At 62.3% G+C, this 23,062-nt stretch carries 23 protein-coding genes and 2 tRNA genes; 16 read left to right on the top strand and 9 right to left on the bottom strand.

Annotated elements, in window-relative coordinates:
* Positions 1-40 precede the first annotated feature (40 nt).
* A complete protein-coding gene (gene lexA, locus WDB88_RS07250; RefSeq protein WP_339107011.1) occupies positions 41-742 on the top strand; it encodes a transcriptional repressor LexA in 702 nt (233 codons plus the stop codon).
* On the opposite strand, the gene WDB88_RS07245 is transcribed toward lexA, so the two are convergent.
* A complete protein-coding gene (locus WDB88_RS07245; RefSeq protein WP_339107010.1) occupies positions 736-2,838 on the bottom strand; it encodes a ComEC/Rec2 family competence protein in 2,103 nt (700 codons plus the stop codon). The genes lexA and WDB88_RS07245 overlap by 7 nt on opposite strands.
* A gap of 221 nt (positions 2,839-3,059) precedes the next feature.
* Between WDB88_RS07245 and gltX the strand changes: the two genes are divergently transcribed.
* The 6 genes from gltX (at position 3,060) to WDB88_RS07215 (ending at position 9,650) form a co-directional block, all read left to right on the top strand.
* The gene (gene gltX / locus WDB88_RS07240; RefSeq protein WP_339107009.1) at positions 3,060-4,460 is read left to right on the top strand and encodes a glutamate--tRNA ligase; all 1,401 of its coding nucleotides are present in this window, start codon (positions 3,060-3,062) and stop codon (positions 4,458-4,460) included.
* Between the two features lie 74 nt (positions 4,461-4,534).
* The gene (locus tag WDB88_RS07235; protein WP_339107008.1) at positions 4,535-5,824 is read left to right on the top strand and encodes a citrate synthase; all 1,290 of its coding nucleotides are present in this window, start codon (positions 4,535-4,537) and stop codon (positions 5,822-5,824) included.
* 234 nt (positions 5,825-6,058) lie between these two features.
* A complete protein-coding gene (locus WDB88_RS07230) occupies positions 6,059-6,739 on the top strand; it encodes an SDR family oxidoreductase (protein WP_339107007.1) in 681 nt (226 codons plus the stop codon).
* A 193-nt stretch (positions 6,740-6,932) separates the two neighbouring features.
* The gene (gene surE, locus WDB88_RS07225; RefSeq protein WP_339107006.1) at positions 6,933-7,718 is read left to right on the top strand and encodes a 5'/3'-nucleotidase SurE; all 786 of its coding nucleotides are present in this window, start codon (positions 6,933-6,935) and stop codon (positions 7,716-7,718) included.
* The gene (locus WDB88_RS07220) at positions 7,715-8,365 is read left to right on the top strand and encodes a protein-L-isoaspartate(D-aspartate) O-methyltransferase (protein ID WP_339107005.1); all 651 of its coding nucleotides are present in this window, start codon (positions 7,715-7,717) and stop codon (positions 8,363-8,365) included. The genes surE and WDB88_RS07220 overlap by 4 nt, the downstream gene beginning before the upstream one ends.
* A gap of 118 nt (positions 8,366-8,483) precedes the next feature.
* Complete coding sequence (locus WDB88_RS07215) at positions 8,484-9,650, top strand: peptidoglycan DD-metalloendopeptidase family protein (protein WP_339109494.1); 1,167 nt, start codon at positions 8,484-8,486, stop codon at positions 9,648-9,650.
* A gap of 68 nt (positions 9,651-9,718) precedes the next feature.
* Here WDB88_RS07215 and WDB88_RS07210 read toward each other — a convergent pair whose 3' ends face one another.
* Positions 9,719-10,558 (bottom strand): MoxR family ATPase, encoded by an 840-nt coding sequence (locus WDB88_RS07210; protein WP_339107004.1) that lies wholly within the window; start codon positions 10,556-10,558, stop codon positions 9,719-9,721.
* 229 nt (positions 10,559-10,787) lie between these two features.
* On the opposite strand from WDB88_RS07210, the gene dksA reads away from it, so the two are divergent.
* The 3 genes from dksA (at position 10,788) to rnd (ending at position 13,857) form a co-directional block, all read left to right on the top strand.
* A complete protein-coding gene (dksA, locus tag WDB88_RS07205; RefSeq protein WP_339107003.1) occupies positions 10,788-11,210 on the top strand; it encodes an RNA polymerase-binding protein DksA in 423 nt (140 codons plus the stop codon).
* Between the two features lie 159 nt (positions 11,211-11,369).
* Positions 11,370-12,548, top strand: coding sequence for an FAD-dependent monooxygenase (locus WDB88_RS07200; RefSeq protein ID WP_339107002.1), 1,179 nt, complete (start codon positions 11,370-11,372; stop codon positions 12,546-12,548).
* A gap of 145 nt (positions 12,549-12,693) precedes the next feature.
* Positions 12,694-13,857, top strand: a complete 1,164-nt coding sequence (rnd, locus tag WDB88_RS07195) for a ribonuclease D (protein WP_339107001.1) — start codon at positions 12,694-12,696, stop codon at positions 13,855-13,857.
* A 171-nt stretch (positions 13,858-14,028) separates the two neighbouring features.
* Here the strand turns inward: rnd and WDB88_RS07190 are convergent, their stop codons facing one another.
* Positions 14,029-14,634 (bottom strand): LysE family translocator, encoded by a 606-nt coding sequence (locus WDB88_RS07190; protein WP_339107000.1) that lies wholly within the window; start codon positions 14,632-14,634, stop codon positions 14,029-14,031.
* A 77-nt stretch (positions 14,635-14,711) separates the two neighbouring features.
* Positions 14,712-15,206, bottom strand: coding sequence for a hypothetical protein (locus tag WDB88_RS07185; RefSeq protein WP_339106999.1), 495 nt, complete (start codon positions 15,204-15,206; stop codon positions 14,712-14,714).
* Between the two features lie 123 nt (positions 15,207-15,329).
* Between WDB88_RS07185 and WDB88_RS07180 the strand changes: the two genes are divergently transcribed.
* Positions 15,330-15,758: a SufE family protein gene (locus WDB88_RS07180; RefSeq protein WP_339106998.1), complete on the top strand. Its 429-nt coding sequence runs from the start codon at positions 15,330-15,332 to the stop codon at positions 15,756-15,758.
* A gap of 70 nt (positions 15,759-15,828) precedes the next feature.
* Here the strand turns inward: WDB88_RS07180 and WDB88_RS07175 are convergent, their stop codons facing one another.
* Together WDB88_RS07175 and WDB88_RS07170 are read right to left on the bottom strand one after the other, a co-directional pair.
* Positions 15,829-16,176 carry a RidA family protein gene (locus tag WDB88_RS07175; protein ID WP_339106997.1) on the bottom strand — a complete coding sequence of 116 codons (348 nt, stop codon included), beginning with the start codon at positions 16,174-16,176 and terminating at the stop codon, positions 15,829-15,831.
* Between the two features lie 736 nt (positions 16,177-16,912).
* Positions 16,913-16,988, bottom strand: a tRNA-Ile gene (locus WDB88_RS07170).
* A gap of 136 nt (positions 16,989-17,124) precedes the next feature.
* On the opposite strand from WDB88_RS07170, the gene purM reads away from it, so the two are divergent.
* The 5 genes from purM (at position 17,125) to WDB88_RS07145 (ending at position 20,834) form a co-directional block, all read left to right on the top strand.
* Positions 17,125-18,171, top strand: a complete 1,047-nt coding sequence (gene purM / locus WDB88_RS07165) for a phosphoribosylformylglycinamidine cyclo-ligase (RefSeq protein WP_339106996.1) — start codon at positions 17,125-17,127, stop codon at positions 18,169-18,171.
* Positions 18,168-18,755 (top strand): phosphoribosylglycinamide formyltransferase, encoded by a 588-nt coding sequence (gene purN / locus WDB88_RS07160; RefSeq protein WP_339106995.1) that lies wholly within the window; start codon positions 18,168-18,170, stop codon positions 18,753-18,755. The genes purM and purN overlap by 4 nt, the downstream gene beginning before the upstream one ends.
* Positions 18,756-18,906: 151 nt before the next feature.
* On the top strand, positions 18,907-19,425 hold the full coding sequence (locus WDB88_RS07155) for a hypothetical protein (protein ID WP_339106994.1): 519 nt from the start codon (positions 18,907-18,909) through the stop codon (positions 19,423-19,425).
* A gap of 150 nt (positions 19,426-19,575) precedes the next feature.
* Entirely contained in the window at positions 19,576-20,685 is a 1,110-nt protein-coding gene (locus WDB88_RS07150) for an NADH:flavin oxidoreductase (protein ID WP_339106993.1), read from the top strand.
* A gap of 75 nt (positions 20,686-20,760) precedes the next feature.
* A tRNA-Gly gene (locus WDB88_RS07145) sits at positions 20,761-20,834 on the top strand.
* On the opposite strand, the gene WDB88_RS07140 is transcribed toward WDB88_RS07145, so the two are convergent.
* From WDB88_RS07140 to WDB88_RS07130, 3 genes are read right to left on the bottom strand one after another with little or no spacing between them, the layout of a single operon-like run.
* Entirely contained in the window at positions 20,823-21,443 is a 621-nt protein-coding gene (locus WDB88_RS07140; protein WP_339106992.1) for a DoxX family membrane protein, read from the bottom strand. The two genes, WDB88_RS07145 and WDB88_RS07140, sit on opposite strands and share 12 nt — an antisense overlap.
* A complete protein-coding gene (locus WDB88_RS07135) occupies positions 21,440-22,174 on the bottom strand; it encodes a putative DNA-binding domain-containing protein (protein ID WP_339106991.1) in 735 nt (244 codons plus the stop codon). The genes WDB88_RS07140 and WDB88_RS07135 overlap by 4 nt, the downstream gene beginning before the upstream one ends.
* Entirely contained in the window at positions 22,171-23,022 is an 852-nt protein-coding gene (locus WDB88_RS07130; protein ID WP_339106990.1) for a DUF692 domain-containing protein, read from the bottom strand. Before WDB88_RS07130 ends, WDB88_RS07135 begins: the two co-directional genes overlap by 4 nt.
* Positions 23,023-23,062 lie beyond the last annotated feature (40 nt).

Below are 23,062 nucleotides of genomic sequence, written 5' to 3'. Positions count from 1 at the left end.
CATGCCTTGACATGCGCGATTTTTTTGGCCGGAGACTCGGATGCTGACCCGCAAACAGTTGGAATTGCTTAATTTCATTAACCATCGTTTGCAGCAGGATGGGGTGCCGCCCTCGTTTGACGAAATGAAAGATGCGCTGGAGTTGCGGTCGAAGTCGGGCATCCACCGGCTGATCACCGCATTGGAAGAACGCGGCTTCATCCGGCGTCTGGCGCATCGCGCACGGGCCATCGAGATTTTGAAACTGCCGGAAACCCTGGAAAAGAACGAGGCTTCCAAATCCGGCTTCTCGCCCTCGGTGATTGAAGGCGGGCGGCCCGAACGCCCCTCACAGGCGATGGAAATCGAGGCGATCCACGCATTGGAACTGCCCGTTATGGGCCGGATCGCGGCGGGTGTGCCGATCGAGGCGATCTCGGAAGTCTCGCATCACGTGGCCGTTCCGGGCACGATGCTGGCGGGGGCGGGACGCCATTACGCGCTGGAAGTGCGCGGGGATTCCATGATCGAGGCGGGCATCAATGACGGCGATATCGTCGTGATCCGCGAACAATCCACCGCCGAGAATGGCGAGATTGTCGTGGCGCTGGTGGATGAAACCGAGGCGACGCTGAAGAAATTCTACCGCCGCAGCGGCATGATTGCGCTGGAGGCCGCCAATCCCGCCTATGAAACCCGCATGCTACGCGGCGATCAGGTGCGCGTGCAGGGCCGTCTGGTCGGTCTGATCCGCAGCTACTGAAACGCCTCGGGCGCGGTCCAGAGCCTGCGCCCGACCTTGTCGCTGACCGTGGTCAGCGATCCTGCCTGATCCCATGAGACCGCGCCGGTCTGTGCCAGACGCGTTCTGTCCCAGATCGTGCATGCCTCGGGCGCTGCCTGCCGCGTTTGTGGCAAAGCTGCCGCAATCACGATCAACGCACCGGCATGACAATAGGAGGCAAGATGGTCCGGCGCGGCCTTGCCTGTCAGATGCACCAGATCGCGCCCCTGCCAATGCGCCACACGCACGCCCCCCTCACCAGCCCAGGCCGGACGTGCCGCAGCCTCGGAAACCGGCGCGACATCCCCGTCGGCATCCAGCCAAACACCCGCCACAAATCCGGCCCCATCGCGCGAAAGGGCGCGCCCCTGCGGTGTCATCAGCCCGACCTGCTCGGCCTCGGGGGCCACGATCAGCGCCGGACGCGGACTGGCAGACCAGCGCAGCGCCGCCAGACATAGCAGCGCCAGCGCCAGCACCCTGCCCGTTCGACGCGACAGCACAAACAGCATCGCCCCGCCCCCCATCAGCGCCACCACCTGCTCGGGCGGGGCTTTGACGGCGGTCACCGATCCGGGCCATCCGGCCACCATATCCGCCACTCCCAACAGCCAGCCCGTGCCAAGGCCAAGCACCCAGAACGCGGGCGCCGCCAGCCTGAAAGGGGCCAGCGCCAATGCAATCAGCCCCGCCGGCATGATGATCAGCCCCATCGCGGGCACGGCCAGCAGATTGGCCACCAGCCCGTAATCGGCCACCCGATGGAACGTGGCTGCGGTCAGGGGCGCGGTCGCCAGCCCTGCAATCAACGAGCTGGCCGCAAACCCCAGCGGCGCACGGATCAGCTTCGGCAGGCGTTTCGTGTGGCGCGTCCATGCCCCCAACCCGACAATCAGCGCGGTCGTGGCCGCGAAGGACAGCTGGAAGCCGGGATTGAGCAGGGCCTCGGGGGTGACAAGCAAGATAACGATCGCCGCCAAAGCGACATTGCGCAGGCTCAGGGCGCGGCGGTCACAAAGCACCGCCCCCAGCATCACCGCTGCCATCACCCATGCCCGCTGGGTCGAGACCTGCCCCCCCGAAAGCCACAGATAGAAAGTAGCGGCCAGAAGCGCCACCACGGCGGCAATCTTGCGCGCGGGCCATAAAAGCGCAGGCCGGCCCAGTGCCGCCAGACAGAACCGCACGAAGCCAAAGACCAACCCCGTCACCAGACCGACATGCAGCCCCGAGATCGCCACCACATGGTAGATATTGGCGTTGCGCATCACCTCGTTGGTCTCTTGCGACAGCGCAGAGCGATCCCCCGTCAGAATGGCGCTGGCAATGGCACCGGCCTGCCCCGGAACGCGGGCCCGGATCAGCTGTGACAGCCGGTCGCGCAAACGGTTGGCCAGCAGGTCCGCCGCCTGTGGCGGAGCAATCAGCATCACCGGAACGCGGCTGTAGCCCACGGCACCAAGCCCCTGAAAAAAGGCGATACGGCGGAAATCGAACGCCTCCGGCGCAGCGGGTGGCGGGGGCGGCATCAGATGGGCCGTCAGCATGACACGCTGCCCCGGCCGAAGATCCAGATGACCCTGCGCGGCATGTAGCGACACCCGCACCCGTCCGGGCAGGGCCTCGGGAGCGACACGGTCCAGCCGCACCTGATCGAGCAACAATCGGGGCTGGTCCGCCGCGCTGCGATCCAGCCCGAGCACCCGCCCCTCCACCGTACCGTAATACCGGAAGGACAGCACCGGCGCTTGCACCAGATGCGCCCGCAGCCCCGCCATACAAAACCCAAGCGCCATCAGCCCCAGAAAGGCCGCCGGAAACCATGCCACCATCGGCAACCGCCTTCTGGCGGCCAGCGCGCAGACCATAAGCCCCGCCGCCAATATATAGGCAGATGGCCCCGGCTCCGACAGCAGCGCAAACCACGCCCCGATTCCCGACGCCAGCGCCAACGGTGCCCAAAGGAGGATCTCGGCATAGGCCTGCATCAGGCGCACAACCCGTCCCGCAGCCCATATGCCAAGCCATGAGACACGGGCGGCAGCCATATGATCTTGCGGCAAAACCTCACTCATCGCGACCGTCCTCCCCCGAAAAACCACGGCGCATCTCTGCGGATTGCGGAAGCGCCCGCCATGACCATTGTCCGTGCCTCTTGTCCGTGCCCCTTGTCCTTCCGGGCCATGCCTCTTATTCATCGACGCAAAGAAACCCGGGAAGCTATGGCGCACAGGCTCTGCGAACATGGTTTCCAAATGCTTAATGCGCGCCTCTGGCGCCTCGAAAGGCCCTCAAGATGTCCGACCAGATCGTCACCCGTTTTGCCCCCTCGCCGACCGGCTATCTGCATATCGGGGGCGCGCGCACGGCGCTTTTCAACTGGCTTTATGCGCGCCATATGGGCGGCAAGGTGCTTTTGCGGATCGAGGATACCGACAGGGAGCGCTCGACCGATGCGGCGACCGCTGCCATCATGAAGGGGCTGGACTGGCTGGGGCTCGATTTCGACAGCGACCCGATCAGCCAGTTCGAACGCGCCCCCCGTCATGCCGAGGTCGCCAACGAGATGCTGGCCCGCGGTGTCGCCTATAAGTGCTTCTCCAGCCAGGACGAGATCCAGGCCTTCCGCGATGCCGCCAAAGCCGAGGGCAAATCGACCCTGTTCCGCAGCCCGTGGCGCGATGCCGACCCTGCGACCCATCCCGACGCGCCCTTCGTGATCCGCGTGAAAGCGCCACTGGAAGGCAAAACGGTGATCCATGATGCCGTTCAGGGCGATGTGACGATCCGTAACGACCAGCTCGATGACATGATCTGTTTACGTTCGGATGGTACGCCCACCTATATGCTGGCGGTTGTGGTGGATGATCATGATATGGGCGTGACGCATGTCATCCGTGGCGATGACCACCTGACGAATACCGCCCGCCAGATGCTGGTCTATAACGCGATGGAATGGGCGGTTCCGACTTTCGCGCATATTCCGCTGATCCACGGCCCCGATGGCAAGAAACTGTCCAAGCGCCACGGCGCGGTCGGTCTGGAAGAGTATCAGGCGATGGGGTATCCGGCGGCAGGGATGCGCAACTATCTGACGCGGCTTGGCTGGAGCCACGGCGACGATGAGTTTTTCACGGATGCGCAAGCGCGTGAATGGTTCGATCTGGGCGGAATCGGCAAATCGCCGGCCCGCCTCGATTTCAAGAAGCTGGCCAATATCTGCGGCCAGCATATCGCCGTGATGGATGATGCCGATATTGTTGCTCAAATTGACGGCTATTTGGAGGCGGCAAAACAACCTCTGCTCAGCGACGCACAGAAAAACGATCTGACCCGCGCAATGTACTGCCTGAAAGATCGTGCGAAGACATTCCCGGAACTCATTGAAAAAGCGTCTTTTATCCTCAATCAACGGCCATTGGAGCTGGATGAGAAATCGCAAAAGGCGCTTGATCCGGTATACCGTGGTATTCTGAAAGAATTGACGCCGCAGTTGCAAAATGCTAGCTGGACGCGAGAGGAATTGGAGGCCATCGTACAATCTGTTGCAGAGGCGCATGAAATGGGGCTTGGCAAGCTCGCTTCCCCCTTGCGCGCGGCTCTGGCAGGGCGTTCAGTGAGCCCTAGTGTATTCGATATGATGCTGACCCTCGGTCGAGACGAGACCGTGGCGAGGCTTGAGGATCAGGTGGCCTGAGGCCGGGCCACCTTCCGGCTCGACCGGATAACAACGACCGGCGCGGCCCAGCCGGCATTACGAAAGGGAACCCAATGGCTGATAGAACGGCGACGCTCACCCTGGACGGGAAGTCTTACGACCTCCCCGTACTCTCCCCAGCAGCAGGCCCGGATGTTATTGATATCCGCAAGCTCTATGCGCAGGCTGACGTCTTTACCTATGACCCGGGCTTCACCTCGACCGCGTCTTGTGAATCCGCAATCACCTATATCGATGGGAATAAGGGCGAGCTTCTGTATCGCGGCTATCCCATCGAACAGCTTGCACAGAAATCGCATTATCTCGAAACCTGCTACCTGCTTCTCTACGGGGAACTGCCGAACAAGGCACAGATGGAAGATTTCGAATATCGCGTGACCCGTCACACGATGCTGCACGAGCAGATCAACAACTTCTTCCGTGGCTTCCGCCGCGATGCCCACCCGATGGCGACGATGGTCGGCGTTGTGGGCGGCCTGTCGGCTTTCTATCACGACAGCCTCGACATCACCGATCCGTGGCAACGTGAAGTGGCCGCGATCCGCATGATCGCCAAACTGCCGACCATCGCGGCGATGGCCTATAAATATTCGATCGGTCAGCCGATCGTCTATCCGCGCAACGATCTCGATTACGCGTCGAACTTCCTGCATATGTGCTTCGCCGTTCCGGCAGAGCCCTATCACGTGGAACCGGCGCTGGCGAAGGCGATGGACCGCATCATGATGCTCCATGCCGATCACGAGCAGAACGCATCGACCTCGACCGTGCGTCTGGCGGGCTCTTCGGGGGCGAACCCCTTCGCCTGTATCGCAGCCGGCATCGCCTGCCTCTGGGGTCCGGCGCATGGTGGCGCAAACCAGGCTTGCCTGGAAATGCTGCGCGAAATCGGCACCGTGGATCGTATTCCGGAATTCATCGCCCGTGCGAAAGACAAGAACGATCCCTTCAAGCTGATGGGCTTCGGTCACCGCGTCTACAAGAATTTCGACCCGCGGGCGAAGGTCATGAAAGAATCGGCGGACGAGGTTCTGGGCCTTCTGGGCGTGGAAAACAATCCGCTGCTGCAAGTGGCCAAAGAGCTTGAGAAAATCGCGCTGGAAGACGAGTATTTCATCGAGAAAAAACTCTACCCCAACGTCGATTTCTACTCGGGGATCATCCTCGAGGCGATGGGCTTCCCGACCGCGATGTTCACCCCGATCTTCGCGCTGTCGCGGACCATCGGCTGGATTTCGCAATGGAAAGAGATGATCGAGGATCCGACCGGCAAGATCGGCCGTCCGCGCCAGCTCTATACCGGTGCGACCGCGCGCGACTATACCGATGTCGCAACCCGCTAAGCTTCAAAGCTGCATTTGATACAGATCATGGAAAGGCCGGGAATTTCCCGGCCTTTTCGCATGCATATCTTTCGGAAGCTGCGCCGGAGGGGGCGAAGACCCCGACCGGTTTCCTGCGGGCCTCGATGGCGCGCAGGAAACCGCCCCCCTCCGGCACAGCGCCTCCGACACCACCCAAGACCGCCCCCCGTACTGCCCCCGTACTGCCACGGGGCCCAAAAGAAGGACCGCCCCATGACAGACCACAGCACGGGCAAGAAACTCGCCCTGATCACCGGTGCCTCACGCGGATTGGGGGCAGGCCTTGCCGAAGGTCTTGCCGCACGCGGCTATCACATCATGGCCGTGGCACGCACCGTTGGCGGGCTGGAAGATCTCGACGACCGCATTCAGGCGCAGGGCGGTCAGGCCACGCTTGCCCCCCTCGACCTGAAAGATCCGGCACAGGCCCAACATCTGGGCCAGTCGGTGGCTGACCGCTGGGGCGGGATCGACCTGTGGTGCCATACCGCGATCCACGGCACACCGCTCAGCCCCGCAGGCCATATCGCACAAAAAGACATGGAAGCCGCCATCGCGGTCAATCTGACCACCACGGCAATGCTGATCCCGATGCTGGAGCCGCTGCTGCGCGCCCGCAACGGACAGGCCGTCTTCTTCGACGATTGCCATGCCGGCGAGAAATTCTTCGGCACCTACGGGGCAACCAAAGCCGCTCAAATGGCGCTTGTGCGCTCTTGGGCCGCCGAGAATGACAGCATCGGCCCCAAGGTCACCATTCTGGCGCCGAAGCCGATGCCCACCGGACTGCGCGCCCGCTTCTTCCCCGGCGAGGACCGCGCCCCCCTCGCCCGTCCGCGCGACGAGGCCGCCCGCCTGCTGGATCTGCTGCTGCCCGAAACCGCGACCGCCTGAGACAGGCCGTCCCATGCGCCTGCCCCGCACAACAGGCCCGGAACGCCCCCCCGTCAGGGCGGCACAAACCGCATTGCGGCGATGTTGCAACGCCCCGCAAGCTTTCCGCCCGCCCCCTAGGGGGTGGGCGCTTTACCGCCTGAGATGCCCGCGTTATCACCGAAGGCACAGATAGAACCGGGGGACAGAGGCGATGCGCATTCTCATTACCAATGATGACGGGATAAATGCGGCAGGTCTTGCTGTCTTGCAGGAAATCGCGGAAAGCCTTGCCGGTCCCACCGGCGAGGTCTGGACCGTCGCTCCTGCCTTCGAACAATCGGGGGTCGGCCATTGCATCAGCTATTCGCGCCCCATGCTCACGGCCGAGCTGGGCCCCCGCCGCGTTGCGGTCGAAGGCAGCCCCGCCGACTGCGTGCTGGCCGGCCTCTATGATGTGCTCACCGATGGCCGTCCCGACCTGATCCTCTCGGGGGTCAATCGTGGCAATAACTCCGCTGAAAACGCGCTTTATTCCGGCACGCTGGGCGGGGCGATGGAGGGCGCGCTGCAAGGCATTCCCGCCATTGGCCTGAGCCAGTTCATGGGGCCGCGCACCAGCTGCCTCGACGACCCCTTTGACGCCGCCCGCCAGCATGGCCCCGCCCTTGTGCGCAAGCTGTGGGAAAAGGGCATCTGGGATGACGGCCCCTATCGTGTGTTCTACAGCATCAACTTCCCGCCGGTCGCGGGGGCCGATGTGGCAGGGACCAGGGTCGCGCCTATGGGCTATCGCACCGACAGTTTCTTCACCACCGAGGCCACGCATTCGCCCTCGGGGAAAAAGTTCCTTTGGGTCAAGGGCGGCCCGCAGCATACCGCCACCGCCCCCGGCACCGATGCCGCGCTCAATCTCGAAGGGTATATCTCGGTCACCCCCATGCGCGCCGATCTGACCGCACATGACGTGCTCGACAGCCTGAAGACGGCCATCGAATGACCCCGTCCGAGGAAGAGGCCGAGCGCAAGATGCGCTTTCTGTTCCAGATCCGCTCGCGCGGGGTGACGGATGCGGCCGTGCTGAAGGTGATGGAACGGATCGACCGCGGGCGCTTCGTGCGGGGGATCTTTGCCGAGCGCGCCTATGAGGATATGCCGCTGCCGATCAGTTGCGGCCAGACCATCAGCCAGCCCTCGATCGTGGGGCTGATGACACAGGCGCTAGAGATCGGCCCGCGCGATACGGTGCTGGAGGTCGGCACAGGCTCGGGCTATCAGGCCGCAATCCTGTCGGGGCTGGCACGCCGCGTGTATACCGTCGACCGCTACAAGCAGCTTGTGCGCGATGCCGAAGACCTGTTCCGCGAGATGGATCTGTCAAATATCGTCGCCATTACCGGCGATGGCAGCTTTGGCCTGCCCGATCAGGCCCCCTTTGATCGTATCATCGTGACAGCCGCCGCCGAAGACCCGCCGGGGCCCCTCTTGTCGCAACTCAAGCCGGGCGGTATCATGGTGCTGCCCGTTGGCCAGTCCGACACGGTCCAAAGCCTGATCCGCGTCCGGCGGCTTGAAACCGGCTTCGACTACGAAGAACTGCGTTCCGTGCGGTTCGTGCCCTTGGTCGAGGGGCTTGCAAACGAATAAGGCCCGCCGGGTTGCGGTTCCCGACCCAAAGGCTAAAACGACCCGAGAGGGAATAGGAACCAATGAGGAAGAAGCGCCGATGACATCTTACAGACGCCCCCGTCTTGCAACCTTTCTGATGCTGGGCGGTTCCGCAGTTGCGCTGGCCGCCTGTATGCCGTCCGGCAATTTCGATCCGGATCTGCGCAAATACTCCCAGATCGGCTTCGATACCAGCGATGCGGCCCAACGTGCCACCGCGCCGCGTCCGCAATCGGACACGCGCGGCATCATCTCCTATCCCAATTATCAGGTCGCGGTCGCCAGCCGTGGCGATACGGTGGCCAGCGTGGCCGCGCGCGTGGGCGTCAATGCCAATGATCTGGCGCGTTACAATGCCATCGGCACCGATACCGTGCTCAATCAGGGGGCCGTGCTTGTCCTGCCCAGCCGCGTGCAAGAGCCTGCCGGTTCGGGCAGCTATACCGGCGCGGGCGCAACCGCAAGCGGCGGGGCGGACACCATTGACATCACCTCGCTGGCCTCCAATGCCATCGACCGCTCGCAATCGGGCCAGACCGCCAGCGCGCCCCCCAAAGCCAGCGCGCCGGTTGCCGGCAAGCCCGCAGGGCCCGAGCCGGTACGCCATCGCGTGGCCCGTGGCGAGACCGCCTATTCCATCGCACGTTATTACAACGTCTCGGTCCGCTCGCTGGCCGACTGGAACGGGCTGCCGTCGGATATGAGCGTGCATGAGGGCCAGTATCTGCTGATCCCGACCGCTTTGCCCAGCCAATCGGGGCAAGCCACCACCAGCAAGCCCGGTCAGGGCAGCGCGACGCCCACCCCGCCCTCGGCCGCCGAACCGCTGCCGCAGCAAAAAACCACCCCCGGCTCGGCCCCTGTGGATACCTCTGCTGTGCCCAATCTCAGCAAGCAGGTCAGCGCCTCCAGTTCGTCGCGCCTGCTGATGCCGGTCAACGGGTCGATCATCCGTCCCTATGTAAAAAAGAAAAACGACGGGGTGGATATCTCTGCCGCGCCCGGCACGCCCGTCAAGGCAGCAGCCGATGGCACGGTTGCCGCCATCACCAAAGATACCGAGCAGGTGCCGATCCTTGTTCTGCGCCATGCCGATGGCCTGCTGACGGTCTATGCCAATATCGACAATATCGCGGTGTCGAAAGATGCCACCGTCAAGCGCGGCCAGACCATTGCCAAAGTGCGTCAGAACGATCCGGGCTTTGTGCATTTCGAGGTGCGCCAAGGCTACGAGAGCGTCGACCCGATGCCCTATCTGCAATAACGGCGCGCTCCGCCCAGAAATATCCACACAGCAAAAAGGGGCCGTCGCGGCCCCTTTTCTTTGCCCGCTCAGCGCCTGCCGCGCGCCGCAAAGGCCAGCCGCTCGAACAGATGCACGTCCTGTTCGTTTTTCAAAAGCGCGCCATGCAGCTTCGGCAACAGGCTGCCCCCGTCCGCTTTCAGATATTCGGGGGCAAGATCCTCGATCAACAGAAGCTTGATCCAGTCCAGCACTTCCGAGGTCGAGGGTTTCTTCTTCAAACCCGGCGTCTCGCGGATCTCGTAAAACCGCGTCAGCGCCTCGGCCAGCAGCTTGGGTTTGATCTGCGGGAAATGCACCTCGACAATCTTGGCCAGCGTCTCGGGGTCGGGGAAGCGGATATAATGGAAGAAACAGCGCCGCAGGAAGGCGTCGGGCAGCTCTTTCTCGTTATTCGAGGTGATGATGACCACGGGGCGATGGCGTGCGCGAATGGTCTCGCCCGTCTCGTAGACATGGAATTCCATCCGGTCGAGTTCCTGCAACAGATCATTGGGGAACTCGATATCGGCCTTGTCGATCTCGTCAATCAGCAGCACCACCCGCTCGGGGGCCGCAAAGGCCTGCCAGATCTTGCCATGACGGATGTAATGGCCGATCTCGCTGACTTTCGGATCGCCAAGCTGGCTATCGCGCAGCCGCGACACGGCATCATATTCGTAAAGCCCCTGCTGCGCGCGCGTGCTGGATTTGATCCCCCATTCGATCATATCCATCCCCAGCGCCTGTGCCACCTGACGCGCAAGCTCCGTTTTGCCGGTGCCGGGTTCGCCCTTGACCAGCAGCGGGCGCTCCAGCGCCACGGCCGCATTGACGGCCACGGTCAGATCCGCAGGCGCGATATAGCTTTCGGTGGATTGGAATTGCATGATTATTTCCCTGATGGCGGCCTTGACCACCCTATTCTGCCGCCGTTTTGGCCGCAAGAAAAAGACTTTTTGCACAAAAAATAAGCATCGCTTTTAAAATAAGCAGGCAGATACGCAGAGACGTGACAAACAGTCTTTGGTCAGGTATTCGGGCGGCAAGGAATCGTGCCACGCTCAGGGGCATGTTTCCCGAACTAACAAAGGGTCAGGCACCATAGAAAGGCCAGTCATGAAACCCGAGATCTTTCTTCCGGATGATTATCGCCCGGCTGAAGACGAGCCGTTCATGAACGATCGTCAACTGGAATATTTCCGTCGCAAGCTGATGAATTGGAAACACGAGCTTCTCGCACAATCCGCAGAGACCCTCGAAGGTCTGGCAGATTCCGCAAGATCCGTGCCCGATGTGGCAGACCGTGCGTCGGAAGAAACCGATCGCGCACTGGAACTGCGCACCCGTGACCGCCAGCGCAAACTGGTTGTCAAGATTGATGCCGCACTGCGCCGCATTGATGAAGGCGAGTTCGGCTATTGTGAAAAGACCGGCGAGCCGATCTCGCTGAAACGTCTTGATGCCCGCCCCATCGCAACGATGACGCTGGAAGCCCAAGAGCGCCATGAGCGCCGTGAGCGGGTTCATCGCGACGACTGACGGGCGTGGGCTTTGCCTGCGTTTTTTTGTCTTTTCGGCCTGCTTGCATCTGCCAATGGCTTTTCTGCATTGCGGGTATCTGGTTAATGTTGTCTGAGTATCCGCACCCCGGCATGGATCATCCGTGCCGGTGGTTGCTTATATGAGGGCGAGGTTCACATGCTGGTCGGCAGAGAGTTCACCATCCTTGGGGCGGGCATCTCGGGTTTGGCGCTTGCACGCGCCTTGGCGATGCATGGCGCGCGGGTCACGGTGCTTGAACAGGCCCCCGAACTGGCAGAGGTCGGCGCGGGCTTGCAGATCTCGCCCAATGGCATGCGGGTGATCGAGGCACTGGGGCTAGGCGCAGGCCTGTGCAGGACAAGCCCCCGCCTGCAGGCGGTCGAGCTGTTCAACGGCGAAACCGGCCAGCGCGTGACACGGCTTGATATGGCTGCCCGCCGCCCCGAAGCCCCCTACCATTTCCTCCGCCGCCCCGATCTGGTCGATGTACTGGCCCAAGGCGCCATTGATGCAGGGGTCGAGATCCGGCTGGGCGAGAAAATCGAACGCGTCGAGATTTCCCCCGACGGGCCGACGCTGCATTTCGCCGACGGGCATATGGCCCGCCCCGGCACCGTTCTTGGTGCGGACGGGCTGCACTCGAAACTGCGCATGGCCCTGAATGGCGAGGCGAAACCCTTTTTCACCAATCAGGTGGCCTGGCGAGCGATGGTGCCGATGACGGGCGACACCACGCCCATCGCCCGCGTCTTCATGGGGGCGAAAAAACATCTGGTCAGCTATCCGCTGTCAAACGGCATGCGCAATATCGTTGCCGTGGAAGAACGTAGACGCTGGGCCGAGGAAAGCTGGCATATCCGCGATGACGCCATGACATTACGGGTGGCCTTCGAGGACTTCTGCCCCGAGGTGCGGGGCTGGCTTGAACAGGTCGAAGAGCCTTATCTTTGGGGCCTGTTCCGCCACCCTGTCGCCGCGCGCTGGTTTGGTCCGGGCTGTGCGATACTGGGTGACGCGGCGCATCCCACCCTCCCCTTTCTTGCACAGGGCGCGAATATGGGGCTGGAGGATGCATGGATTCTGGCACAGGCCCTTGCCCTGCATAACGAGGACGAGGTGGCTTTTGCCGCCTATCAGACCGCACGGATCGAGCGTTGCCGCGCCATTGTCGAGGCCGCCAACAAGAATGCGCGCAATTACCACCTGTCGGGGATCAGCCGCGTGATCGGCCATCTGGGGATTCGCGCGGTCTCGAAATTCGCGCCGGATCTTCTGATTGGCAAATATGACTGGATCTATGAATACGATCCAACGCAGGTTTTGCGGGCAAACTGAGCCCCGCATGCCGCGAACAGCACGGCTTGGTCCTGCCAGCTCTTCCCAAAGCCCCTAGGCGGGTCTAAAGACACTGTGACTGCGGGAAACGTCCCGTGCAACCAGACCCAGCGGGATGAGCCCGCACAATCAGACAAGGCCTGCTATGGATATCATCACGACCACCGAAGCGCTTGCAGAGATCTGCGAAGCCGCAAAGGCGGAACCCTATGTCACGCTGGATACCGAGTTTCTGCGCGAACGCACCTATTGGTCGAAGCTCTGCCTTGTCCAGATGGCGCTGCCCAACCATGACGGGGTCGAGGGGCGCGCGGCGCTGATCGACCCGCTGGCCAAGGGTATCTCGCTCGAGCCGCTTTACGACCTTTTCCGCCACAAGGCGACGGTGAAGGTGTTCCATGCCGCGCGGCAGGATCTGGAAATCTTCTTTACCGATGCCAAGGTCTTCCCCGACCCGCTCTTTGACACGCAGGTGGCCGCGATGGTCTGCGGCTTTGGCGAACAGGTGGGCTACGAGACGCTGGTGCGCAAGATCGCCAAGCAGTCTCTCGACAAGACTTCGCGCTTCACCGACTGGTCGCGCCGTCCGCTGAGTGCGGCACAGCAGAATTACGCCATCGCCGATGTGACCCATCTGCGGGTGATCTACGAGTTTCTGGCCAAGCAGCTCAAGAAATCCGGTCGTGCGCCTTGGGTTGAAGAAGAGGTGGGCATTCTGCTCAACCCCGAAACCTATATCACCCGGCCCGAGGATGCGTGGCTGCGCGTGAAGACCCGCACCCATTCGGGCAAGTTCCTGTCGGTCGTGCGCGAGCTGGCGCGTTTCCGCGAAGGGTTTGCGCAAAACCGCAATATCCCGCGCTCGCGGATCTTCAAGGATGACGCGCTGCTGGAACTGGCCTCGACCAAGCCCGTGAGCCTTGATGATCTGGGAAAATCGCGGCTCCTGTTGCGCGAGGCCCGCAAGGGCGAGATTGCCGAAGGGATCATCACCGCGGTCAAAGAAGGACTTGCCGTTCCTGCCGACAAGATGCCCAAGGTGCAGAGCGACAACGACCATCTGCAAGTGGATTCCGCTCTGGCCGATCTCTTGCGGGTGCTGTTGAAGGCGAAATCGAACCAGACGGGGGTGGCGCCGAAGCTGATCGCCTCGTCCTCCGATCTGGACCATATCGCCGCAGGCAAGCGCGATGTGCCCGCGCTTTCGGGATGGCGGCGCGAGGTTTTCGGCGAAGATGCCTTGCGTCTTGCCCAAGGCAAAATCGCGCTTTCGGCTGAAAATGGCGATGTGAAGCTGGTCACGCTGTAAGACCGGCCTCAGGGCACCATTACAGGACCACATACGGGGCGCGCTGTCCGGCGGCGCCCCGTTTCCATTTGGCGCAGCTTTGTGCAATAGTGACAAAGGCTGCCCCTCTGATCTTGCGGCAGCAAGCGTTCCCCCATCCGGACACACGACGACGGGGACTTGTGCGCCAGCTTAACGCAAGAACAGCAGCCGTAGCCCCGCAGCGGCGAACACGGCCGCCATCGCGCCTTCGATCCAACGCCTGGCCCGTTGATAGCGCGCGACCACGAGGCTTGCGGAAAACCCCAGCGCATAACCGAAATTCACGCAGACCCCCAGCCCCGCGCAGCCCGCAAACAGCAAGGCCATATCGCCTGCCCCCGCCCCTTCCGGCACTCCAAGCGTAAAGATTGCAGCCCAGCCGAGGATCGCCTTTGGATTGGTCAGATGCAGGAGAAGCCCGCGCCGGTAGGCCTGCCCAGAGCTCTGCGGGCGGAGACTGGCAACCGCGCCCTGCCCGGCCGCCGCCCGCAGGGTTTTCCATGCCAGATACAGCAGATACAGCCCGCCCAGAATCTTCAGCCCCCAAAGAAGCCGGGCAGCCCCCATCAACAGCGCCCCCACCCCGAGCGCCGTAAGACCGGCCCAGACCAGACTGCCGCTGACCACCCCCGCAGCAAGGGCCAGCGCCGTCCGCCGCCCCGACCCCATCGCGGCCCCCATGATCGCCAATGTGCTCGGGCCGGGGCTGGCGACCGCCAGAAAATAGGCGATATAGGCCAAGAGAAGATGCGACATGAAAAAACCTCCTGCGATCCACAGGAGGCTATCCATCCGTCAGGAACTGGCAAGCCTTAACGGCCCGCCTCCGGACCCTAGCGGCTTGCGCTGCGCGAATTCGAGGCACCGGTGACGGTCACCCGACGCACATCGGCCAGTTTGAAATTGTCGATATAGGCCGCAGCGGTGATCTGGCGCGACCCGACCGTGCCGGCACGGTGGGCCTCGGCGCTCTCGGCGGAAGGCGGATAGCCGACCATCGTATAATGGATCTCGCCATTGACCGGACGCCCGTCATTTTCCGCAATCAGCGCGACATCCCACCAGCCTTGTGTCGGCGGCAGGCCCGTCACCTCGACGATTGCCCCTGCCGAGGTCTTGCGGATTTCCAGCGATGTGATCTGCGCGATAACGCTGCGGTTATCGGCCAGCGCCGCCGCATATCCGCCTTTCGGCGCAAGGCTCGGCGTGGACGTCTTTTCGGTCGAAGAACCGAACCAGTTCCACGGATTCATACGGCTTTCGCGGATGCTGCCACAGGCGGAAAGGGCCAGCACGATGGCAAGCGAAGCAAGGAACGGTTTTCTCATGGTCTCTCCGGCACTTGATCTTCTTTTCCCTAGCCTATCGCGCGGGCTTTGAAAAGGCGACACTGGACCCTTGCGCGGACTGGGTCTAGGTAGAAGCCAAGAAACAGGCTGCGGAGTGGGAAGATGGCCAGCGAAGCTTTTGAAGAAATCGCCGATACATTCGAATTTCTGGACGATTGGGAAGACCGCTATCGCCATGTGATCGAGTTGGGCAAGGAGATGCCCCATCTTGACGATGCCGTGAAAGTGCCTGCAACCAAGGTCGAGGGCTGCGCCAGTCAGGTCTGGCTGCTGCCGCGGATCGAGGGCACCGGCCCCGAGGCCCGTTTCAATTTCCAAGGTGAGTCGGATGCGATGATCGTTCAGGGGCTGATCGCCATTCTGCACGCGCTCTATTCCGGCCTGACCGTGTCCGAGGTCACCGCCACCAATGCCGAGGCCGAACTGGCCCGTCTGGGGCTGAATGACCACCTCTCCGCCCAGCGCTCGAACGGGCTGCGCGCGATGGTCGAGCGGATCCGGCTTCTGGCAGCAGAGGCCGCGACCGCCTGAAACACCACCTCCAACCATCCCCGCCCTGGCCCGGACCAAGGATCCGGGCCCTGGGTCTTGGATGCCGCGCTTATTTTACGGCAGCCACCACGATCACCTCGACCAGATAGTCCGGCGCGGCCAGTTTCGATTCGCCAGTCGCCCGAGCGGGGGCGTGGCCTGCCGCGACCCATGCATCCCATACGGCATTCATTTCGGCAAAATCGGCCATATCGGCCAGCCAGATCTGCGCGCTCAGGATATGCTCCTTGTCCGAACCGGCTTCGGCCAGCAGACGGTCGACCTCGGCCAGCGCGTCGCGGGTCTGATCCGCAACCGATTTACCGGGCGTCCCCACCTGACCGGCCAGATAGACGGTGCCATTATGGACGACGGCGGCGCTCATACGCGCACCACATTCGATACGTTTGATCGTCATTGATCTGTCCCTTCCACTGTTGTGACAAGACAGGCCGATAGCCTGTTCCCCCCGCCATTTCCAGCGGCAATAACGCCAGCGCCCCGCGCCCTGTCGCTGTAAGAAGAGGACACCCTGTCCAAGCCGCCAATCCGCAGCGGTACGGCCGTTTCCATAGATCAGCCGCCTTGCGCACAGCCTATGGACAAACCCCGAGACCCGCGCCAGAGGCGGCACAGACGGACCAAAGCGGCTCTTTTGCCAGACGCTGTGAAGCCCTTCCATATCCGGAAGAACCGCAACCGATAGCATCTGGCCCTGTCAATGCTGGCACAGCGGAGCACCTCGATCCCAGATCCGGTCAATCCGGCTGTGCCTTCCGGCATCTCTCCCCCTCGAAAGCGCATCGCACGTATCAAGAGACAAGCGCGGGTTGGTAACCGGCGCTTTGCCCCCCTCTCACCCAAGGCATCCGCCCTGAACGCCGGCAAAACGCAAACCTCCGAGACAGCACAGCATCAGTCGTATAGCGGCGCAGCTTCAGCCGAAGCTGTTCATCTAGCGCCCTGTGAGACGCGTTGCGGCCAGCAAGGGTCACTCTCCGCGCTCATTTGCGTTCGGGACAGGGACCAAGTATCGATATCTTGAGACATTGCGTCGATCGCGACACTTCACGCGGTTGGGTTGCCCATAGTGTCTACAGTTTGGTCGCTTATCGCTCCAAATCCGCATTCTTATGATCCAAAGATAGTCAAGCTGGTAGGCCCGGAGGGATTTGAACCCCCAACCAAGGCGTTATGAGCGCCCTGCTCTAACCGTTGAGCTACAGGCCCACCATTGCGGCATTCATTATCACAGTCGCGGGCGGGGTCAAGAAATCTTGGTCCGATCATGCAGGCTGTGATTGCCGCGCGGGCTTGCATGCGCTAATGGCAGGGCAAAGAAATTTCCCAAGGAGCGCGGGGGCCCATGAGCGAAAAAACGAACGGTCTGACCTATGCCGATGCTGGCGTCGATATCGATGCGGGCAACGAACTGGTCGAACGCATCAAACCGGCGGCAAAGCGGACCGCGCGTTCGGGCACCGTCTCGGGCTTGGGCGGCTTTGGCGCTTTGTTCGACCTGAAGGCTGCAGGCTATAACGATCCGGTGCTGGTGGCCGCGACCGATGGCGTGGGCACCAAGCTGCGCATCGCGATTGACACCGGCAATGTCGATACGATCGGCATCGACCTTGTGGCCATGTGCGTGAACGACCTCGTGTGCCAAGGCGCCGAGCCTTTGTTCTTCTTGGATTATTTCGCAACCGGCAAACTTGAGCTGGACCCTGCGACCCGCATCATCAACGGCATTGCCGAGGGCTGCGCGCAATCGGGTTGTGCGCTGATCGGCGGTGAGACCGCCGAGATGCCGGGCATGTATCACAAGGGTGATTTCGACCTTGCGGGCTTTGCCGTGGGCGCGATGGAGCGTGGCACCCTGCTGCCCGAGGGCGTTGAGGAAGGCGATATCCTGCTGGGTCTTGGCTCGAATGGGGTGCATTCCAACGGCTATTCCTTCGTGCGGAAGGTCGTCGAGATGTCCGGCCTTGGCTGGGATGCCGATTGTCCTTGGGGTGAGGGCTCGCTGGGCGCGGCTCTGCTGGCGCCGACTCGCCTTTATGTGACGCAATGTCTCAAGGCCTTCCGCGCAGGTGGCGTGCATGCGCTGGCCCATATCACCGGCGGTGGCCTGACCGAAAACCTGCCGCGCGTTCTGCCCGAGGGGCTGGGGGCCGAGATCGATCTGGACGCTTGGAAGCTTCCGGGCGTGTTCCGCTGGCTGGCCGAGACCGCCAAGATGGACGAACCCGAGCTGCTGAAGACCTTCAACTCGGGCATCGGCATGATCGTCGTGGTGGCCAAAGACCGCGCAGAGGCGCTGACCGAACTGCTGTGCGCCGAGGGCGAGACCGTGACGCAGATCGGCACGATCACCTCTGGCAAGGGGGTTGCCTATAAGGGCAAGCTTCTGTGAAACGCGTCGCGATCCTGATTTCGGGGGGCGGGTCCAATATGGTCCGCCTTGTCGAGGCCATGCAGGCCGAAGGCTTTGCCGAGCCGGTGCTTGTGGCATCCAATGATGCGCAAGCGGGCGGTCTGCTGAAGGCGGCGGCTATGGGCGTGCCGACAGCGGCCATTGATCACCGTCCCTTCGGGCGGGACAGGGCTGCCTTTGAGGCCGAGCTTCTCAAGCCTATTCTGGCGTCCAAGCCCGATATCCTGTGTCTTGCAGGCTTCATGCGCGTGCTGACGCCCGAGTTTGTCGAGCATTTTGCGGGGCGGATGCTGAATATCCACCCCTCGCTTTTGCCGAAATATCCGGGGCTGCATACCCATCAGCGCGCGATCGAGGCGGGCGATACCGAAGCCGGTTGCACCGTGCACGAGGTAACGCCAGTTCTAGATGACGGCCCGATTTTGGGACAGGCCCGTGTGCCGGTGATCGCAGGCGATACCGCCGAGACACTGGCCGCGCGGGTGCTGGTGCAGGAGCACAAGCTATATCCTGCGGTGCTCAAGCGTTATGTCGCAGGTGACCGCAGCCTTCTGGAACTTTAATCGAAACCCGGCCTCTGGTCGGGTTTCTTTATAAGATCTTGCTATGACATTTAAGACAGATTTTCCCAGAAAGCGTGCCATTCCCTTCGATATCAGACGGGGCGTACAACGACATAGGACGCAGCCCGCATCAGGCCCCATTTCAGGCCCCGTGTCCGGCATCTGGCGGGCGCTTCGCTCGCTGCTGACAACGGTGATGATGGGGCTCGGGGTAATTTCGGCCCTGCTCATGCTTGCGTTTCTCACCGTTGATGATCCAGAAATCCCGCGTTTCAGCGTAATGGCAGCCCTTGCGGTTATGTCTGCGGTGTTTCTGACCTCGGCCACGATCATGGCGCGGTCGGCAGCTTGGCGTGGCCGTGCGATGCCGGTATCGCATAGGCGAAACCGTTGGCTTCACTTTGGTGGTTTGAGTGCTGGGACGGTCCTCAATGGTCTTGGGATTCCGATCATCGTGGGGGCTAAAGAGCTTGGTCCATTCTGGGCCCCTCCGGTAACCGGCTTTGGCGTCTGTCTGCTTGTGGCGGATGTCGCGATCCTGTTCAGCTCTGTCCTGCTATCGCTCTATTTCCTCAGGTTTGGTGTGTGGCGCGGGGCAACCGCCTTTCTCTTCGGCTCGGTCATCGGCTGGGTCGGCGGAGCGATACAGGCGGAGCTATTCTTCCGCTAGGTTTTCCTTCAGGCCACTTTGCACGTGCAGCATCGCGCAGGGACGCCGCGATATGTGCAGCCGCACAATCTTGTCTGCCAGTGCTTCGTTCATATCTGCCCAACAGACCGCAGCAAACGGCCTGATACGCGCCGACCGAGGAGTGACCCAATGACCAGTACCGACGTTCTTTTCCGCCCTTTCTCCATCAAGGGGCTCACGCTGAAAAACCGCATCGTGATGGCTCCGATGACACGGAATATGGCCCCCGCTGGCGTGCCTAATGCCGATAACGCGGCCTATTACGCGCGCCGCGCCGCCCATGATGTCGGGCTGATCCTGACCGAAGGCACGGTGATCGACCGCCCCGCATCGCGCAATCTCCCCGATATCCCGTTCTTTCACGGCAAGGAGGCCCTTGCAGGCTGGAAAGCGGTGGCCGATGCCGTGCATGAAAACGGCGGCAGGATCGCACCGCAGATCTGGCATACCGGCTCGACCCGCAGCGGCGATTGGGCACCGGAGGCCGAGGTCGAAAGCCCTTCGGCGCTGGTGGGCCCCGATGATCCGCGCGGGGTGGCAATGTCCGAGGCCGATATTTGGGCCACCATCGACGCCTTCGGCAAGGCTGCAGGGGATGCCAAGGCCAACGGGTTCGACACCGTCGAGATCCACGGCGCGCATGGCTACCTGATCGACCAGTTCTTCTGGGCCGCTACGAATAAGCGGACCGATGCTTGGGGGGGCGCGACCCTGCCGGAACGGTCCCGCTTTGCGGTCGAGGTGGTCAAGGCTGTCCGTGCCGCGGTCGGCCCCGATTTTCCGGTGATCTTGCGCCTGAGCCAGTGGAAGCAACAGGATTACGCCGCCAAACTGGCCAAAACGCCTGCCGAGATGGAGGCATGGTTAATGCCACTCAAGGAGGCGGGCGTCGATATCTTCCACTGCTCGCAGCGCCGTTTCTGGGAACCGGAATTCCCCGAAATCGATGGCGCGCAGGGTCTGAACTTTGCCGGTTGGGCCAAGAAAATCACCGGTGCCCCGACGATCTCTGTCGGTTCGGTCGGGCTGTCGGGCGAATTTCTTGCCGCCTTCGGGGGCGAGGGATCGCATGTCACGTCACTCGACAATCTGCTGGAACGCATGTCCAAAGACGAGTTCGACCTGATTGCGGTGGGCCGCGCCCTGTTGTCGGACCCGCAATGGGTGACCAAGGTCAAGCAAGGCCGCATGGACGATCTGAAGGGCTTTGATGCCAAAGACCTCGCGACGCTGTCGTAACGAAAATCGGTGCGTCAGGTGCTTTGTGCGCTTGACGCGCCAGACCGGAGCAAGTATCTGTGCGCCCACATCTTCGCGGGTGTAGTTCAATGGTAGAACGGCAGCTTCCCAAGCTGCATACGAGGGTTCGATTCCCTTCACCCGCTCCAATCCCCCCTTCCCTTCCTGTGATCCATTGGCTCCGGCATGGCTGGCCTGTTGCGACGTCTCGGACGTGATGTGGTGCACGCAGCCGAAGTCTCGGCCCTTGCTTGCCGGACCCTGGCGCGCGATATCCAGCGGTCCAGCGACAGATATCCCCCACCCGAGAGCACAAGCCCCGCCAGAAGCCCTACCCAGAGGGCGCGGTGATCAAGCACCCCATCCGAAAAACGGTCGAACCATGTGCCCAGCGTATCGGCCGTGACACCGTGGCCGAAGATATCGGTCAGCGTCATCACCAGAATGAAGCCGATCATGGCCAGCGCCGAAAGGCGTGTGGCCAGCCCCGCCAACAGCAGCGCGGGAAGCACAAGCTCTGCCACACTTCCCGCAAGCACCACTGGCAGGGCATAGAATGGCAGGGCCGCACTATCATAGCCCACAGCCTCCATCTGGCGGGGGAAGATCTGCACGAAAGCCCCCGCAGACACACCCAGCCCGTCGAATTTGGTCAGGGCGGAAGACCAGAAATATCCTGCCAGCGCGGCGGCAAAGACCACCCGGCCCGAAAGGCCGGATAGGGCCAGAAGACGTTCGGACGTATTCGGTTTCGTCATCGCACAGCTTCCTTTCCGGACCAAAGCAGCGCCCCCATTTCCAATAGTCCCGACAGCACCTCCTGCGGTGCGGAAAGGGCCGCCAAAGCCTGCTCCGGTGTCGCCCCTGCCCGCAAAGCCGCCACACATTGCGCGGTGCCTTCGGCTGCGGCACAGATCCGCACGGCTTCGCTGGGCCGCGTGACAAGCACCTCTCCGGCAGGCGCATGGGCCAGATCGGGCCTGTCGCTGTTCTGGGCCCAGATCGCAAGGGCCGGAAACCGCGTCTTGACCAGCGCGACCGCCGGATGCAGGCCCAGCCCTGCCAAAGCGGCCTCGGGGCGACGCCGGAGTTCTGCCAGATCCAGCGGCGACGCATCTGCGGCATGGGCCACGTGACGCAAGGCCAGTTCGATACGCGCCACCTCGGGCAGATAGGGCAAATGGGCAACCGGCCCGAACCCTGCAAGCCAATCGGGAAAGGCCAGCCCATACCCTGCAAGAACCGGCGTATCCGGCGGATGCAGAACAACAAATTCCCGCGCCATCGCCAGAAAGAACCGCGTGCCCAACAACCGGTCTATCACCGGAAACCCCGCACGCAGGGCCTCTGTCAACGCAACGGTGACGTTATTGCGATATACGGCCATACGGCGCAGCGCCTCTTGCGGTGTGTGACGGCTGTTCGGCCCTGCGGCCAGTACCCCCCCTGCGGACAGTGCCGCATGCGCGAAATCCGCCTGAAAGCTCATGTCAGCACCTGCGGCATGTCCAAAATCGCCGCCGCCCGTGCCGCCTCGGCCTCGAGGGTCGGGAAATCGGGCACATGATTATCCCATTCGATCAGGGTCGGGCATGGCCCGATACGTGTGATCACCCGCTCATACAAAGCCCAGACCGGCTCTGCGACCGGCCTGCCATGCGTGTCGATCAATAGCGGGGCGCCCTCCGAGGGATCGGCCTCATGACCGGCCAGATGGATTTCCCCCACGCATTCCAGCGGATAGCTATCGATATAGGCGTCAATCGATAGCCCCAGATTCACGCAGGAAACAAACACGTTATTCACATCCAGAAGCATGCCGCAGCCGGTACGCTCGGCAATCGCCCGCAAGAAATCCGTCTCGCGCATGCGGCTTTCGGCAAGGCTCAGATAGCTGGACGGATTTTCCAGCAGCATCCGCCGACCAAGGCTTTGCTGGACCTGATCGATATGGGCACAGATCCGCTCAAGGCTGGTCTCCGTATAGGGCAAGGGCAGCAGATCGCTCAGATAGGCCCCCTGATGTGTGGACCACGCAAGATGCTCGGAAAACTGTGCAGGCCGCACCCAGTCGATCAATGCGCGCAACCGCGCCAGATGGGTCCGGTCCAGCGGGTCTTCCCCACCGATCGACAAGCCGACCCCGTGCAGGGAAAGCGGAAACCGCGTTGCCAGATCCGCCAGCATCGCACGGCGCGGACCGCCCTCGACCATATAGTTCTCGGCATGCACCTCAAGCCAGCGCACGGCCCCCGGCCTGTCAAGTGCAGCGTAATGTTGCGATTTGAAACCGATCCCTGCTGCTGCGGGAAGCGTTGAAACTCCGGAAACCGTCATAGGACACCTCTGCCAGTCAGAAAAACCGGCGCGCGACCGG

Source organism: Thioclava sp. GXIMD4216, assembly GCF_037949285.1.
GTDB lineage: Bacteria > Pseudomonadota > Alphaproteobacteria > Rhodobacterales > Rhodobacteraceae > Thioclava > Thioclava litoralis.
Note: the sequence above shows the minus strand (reverse complement) of the source record. Positions and strands in the feature narration are given on the sequence as shown.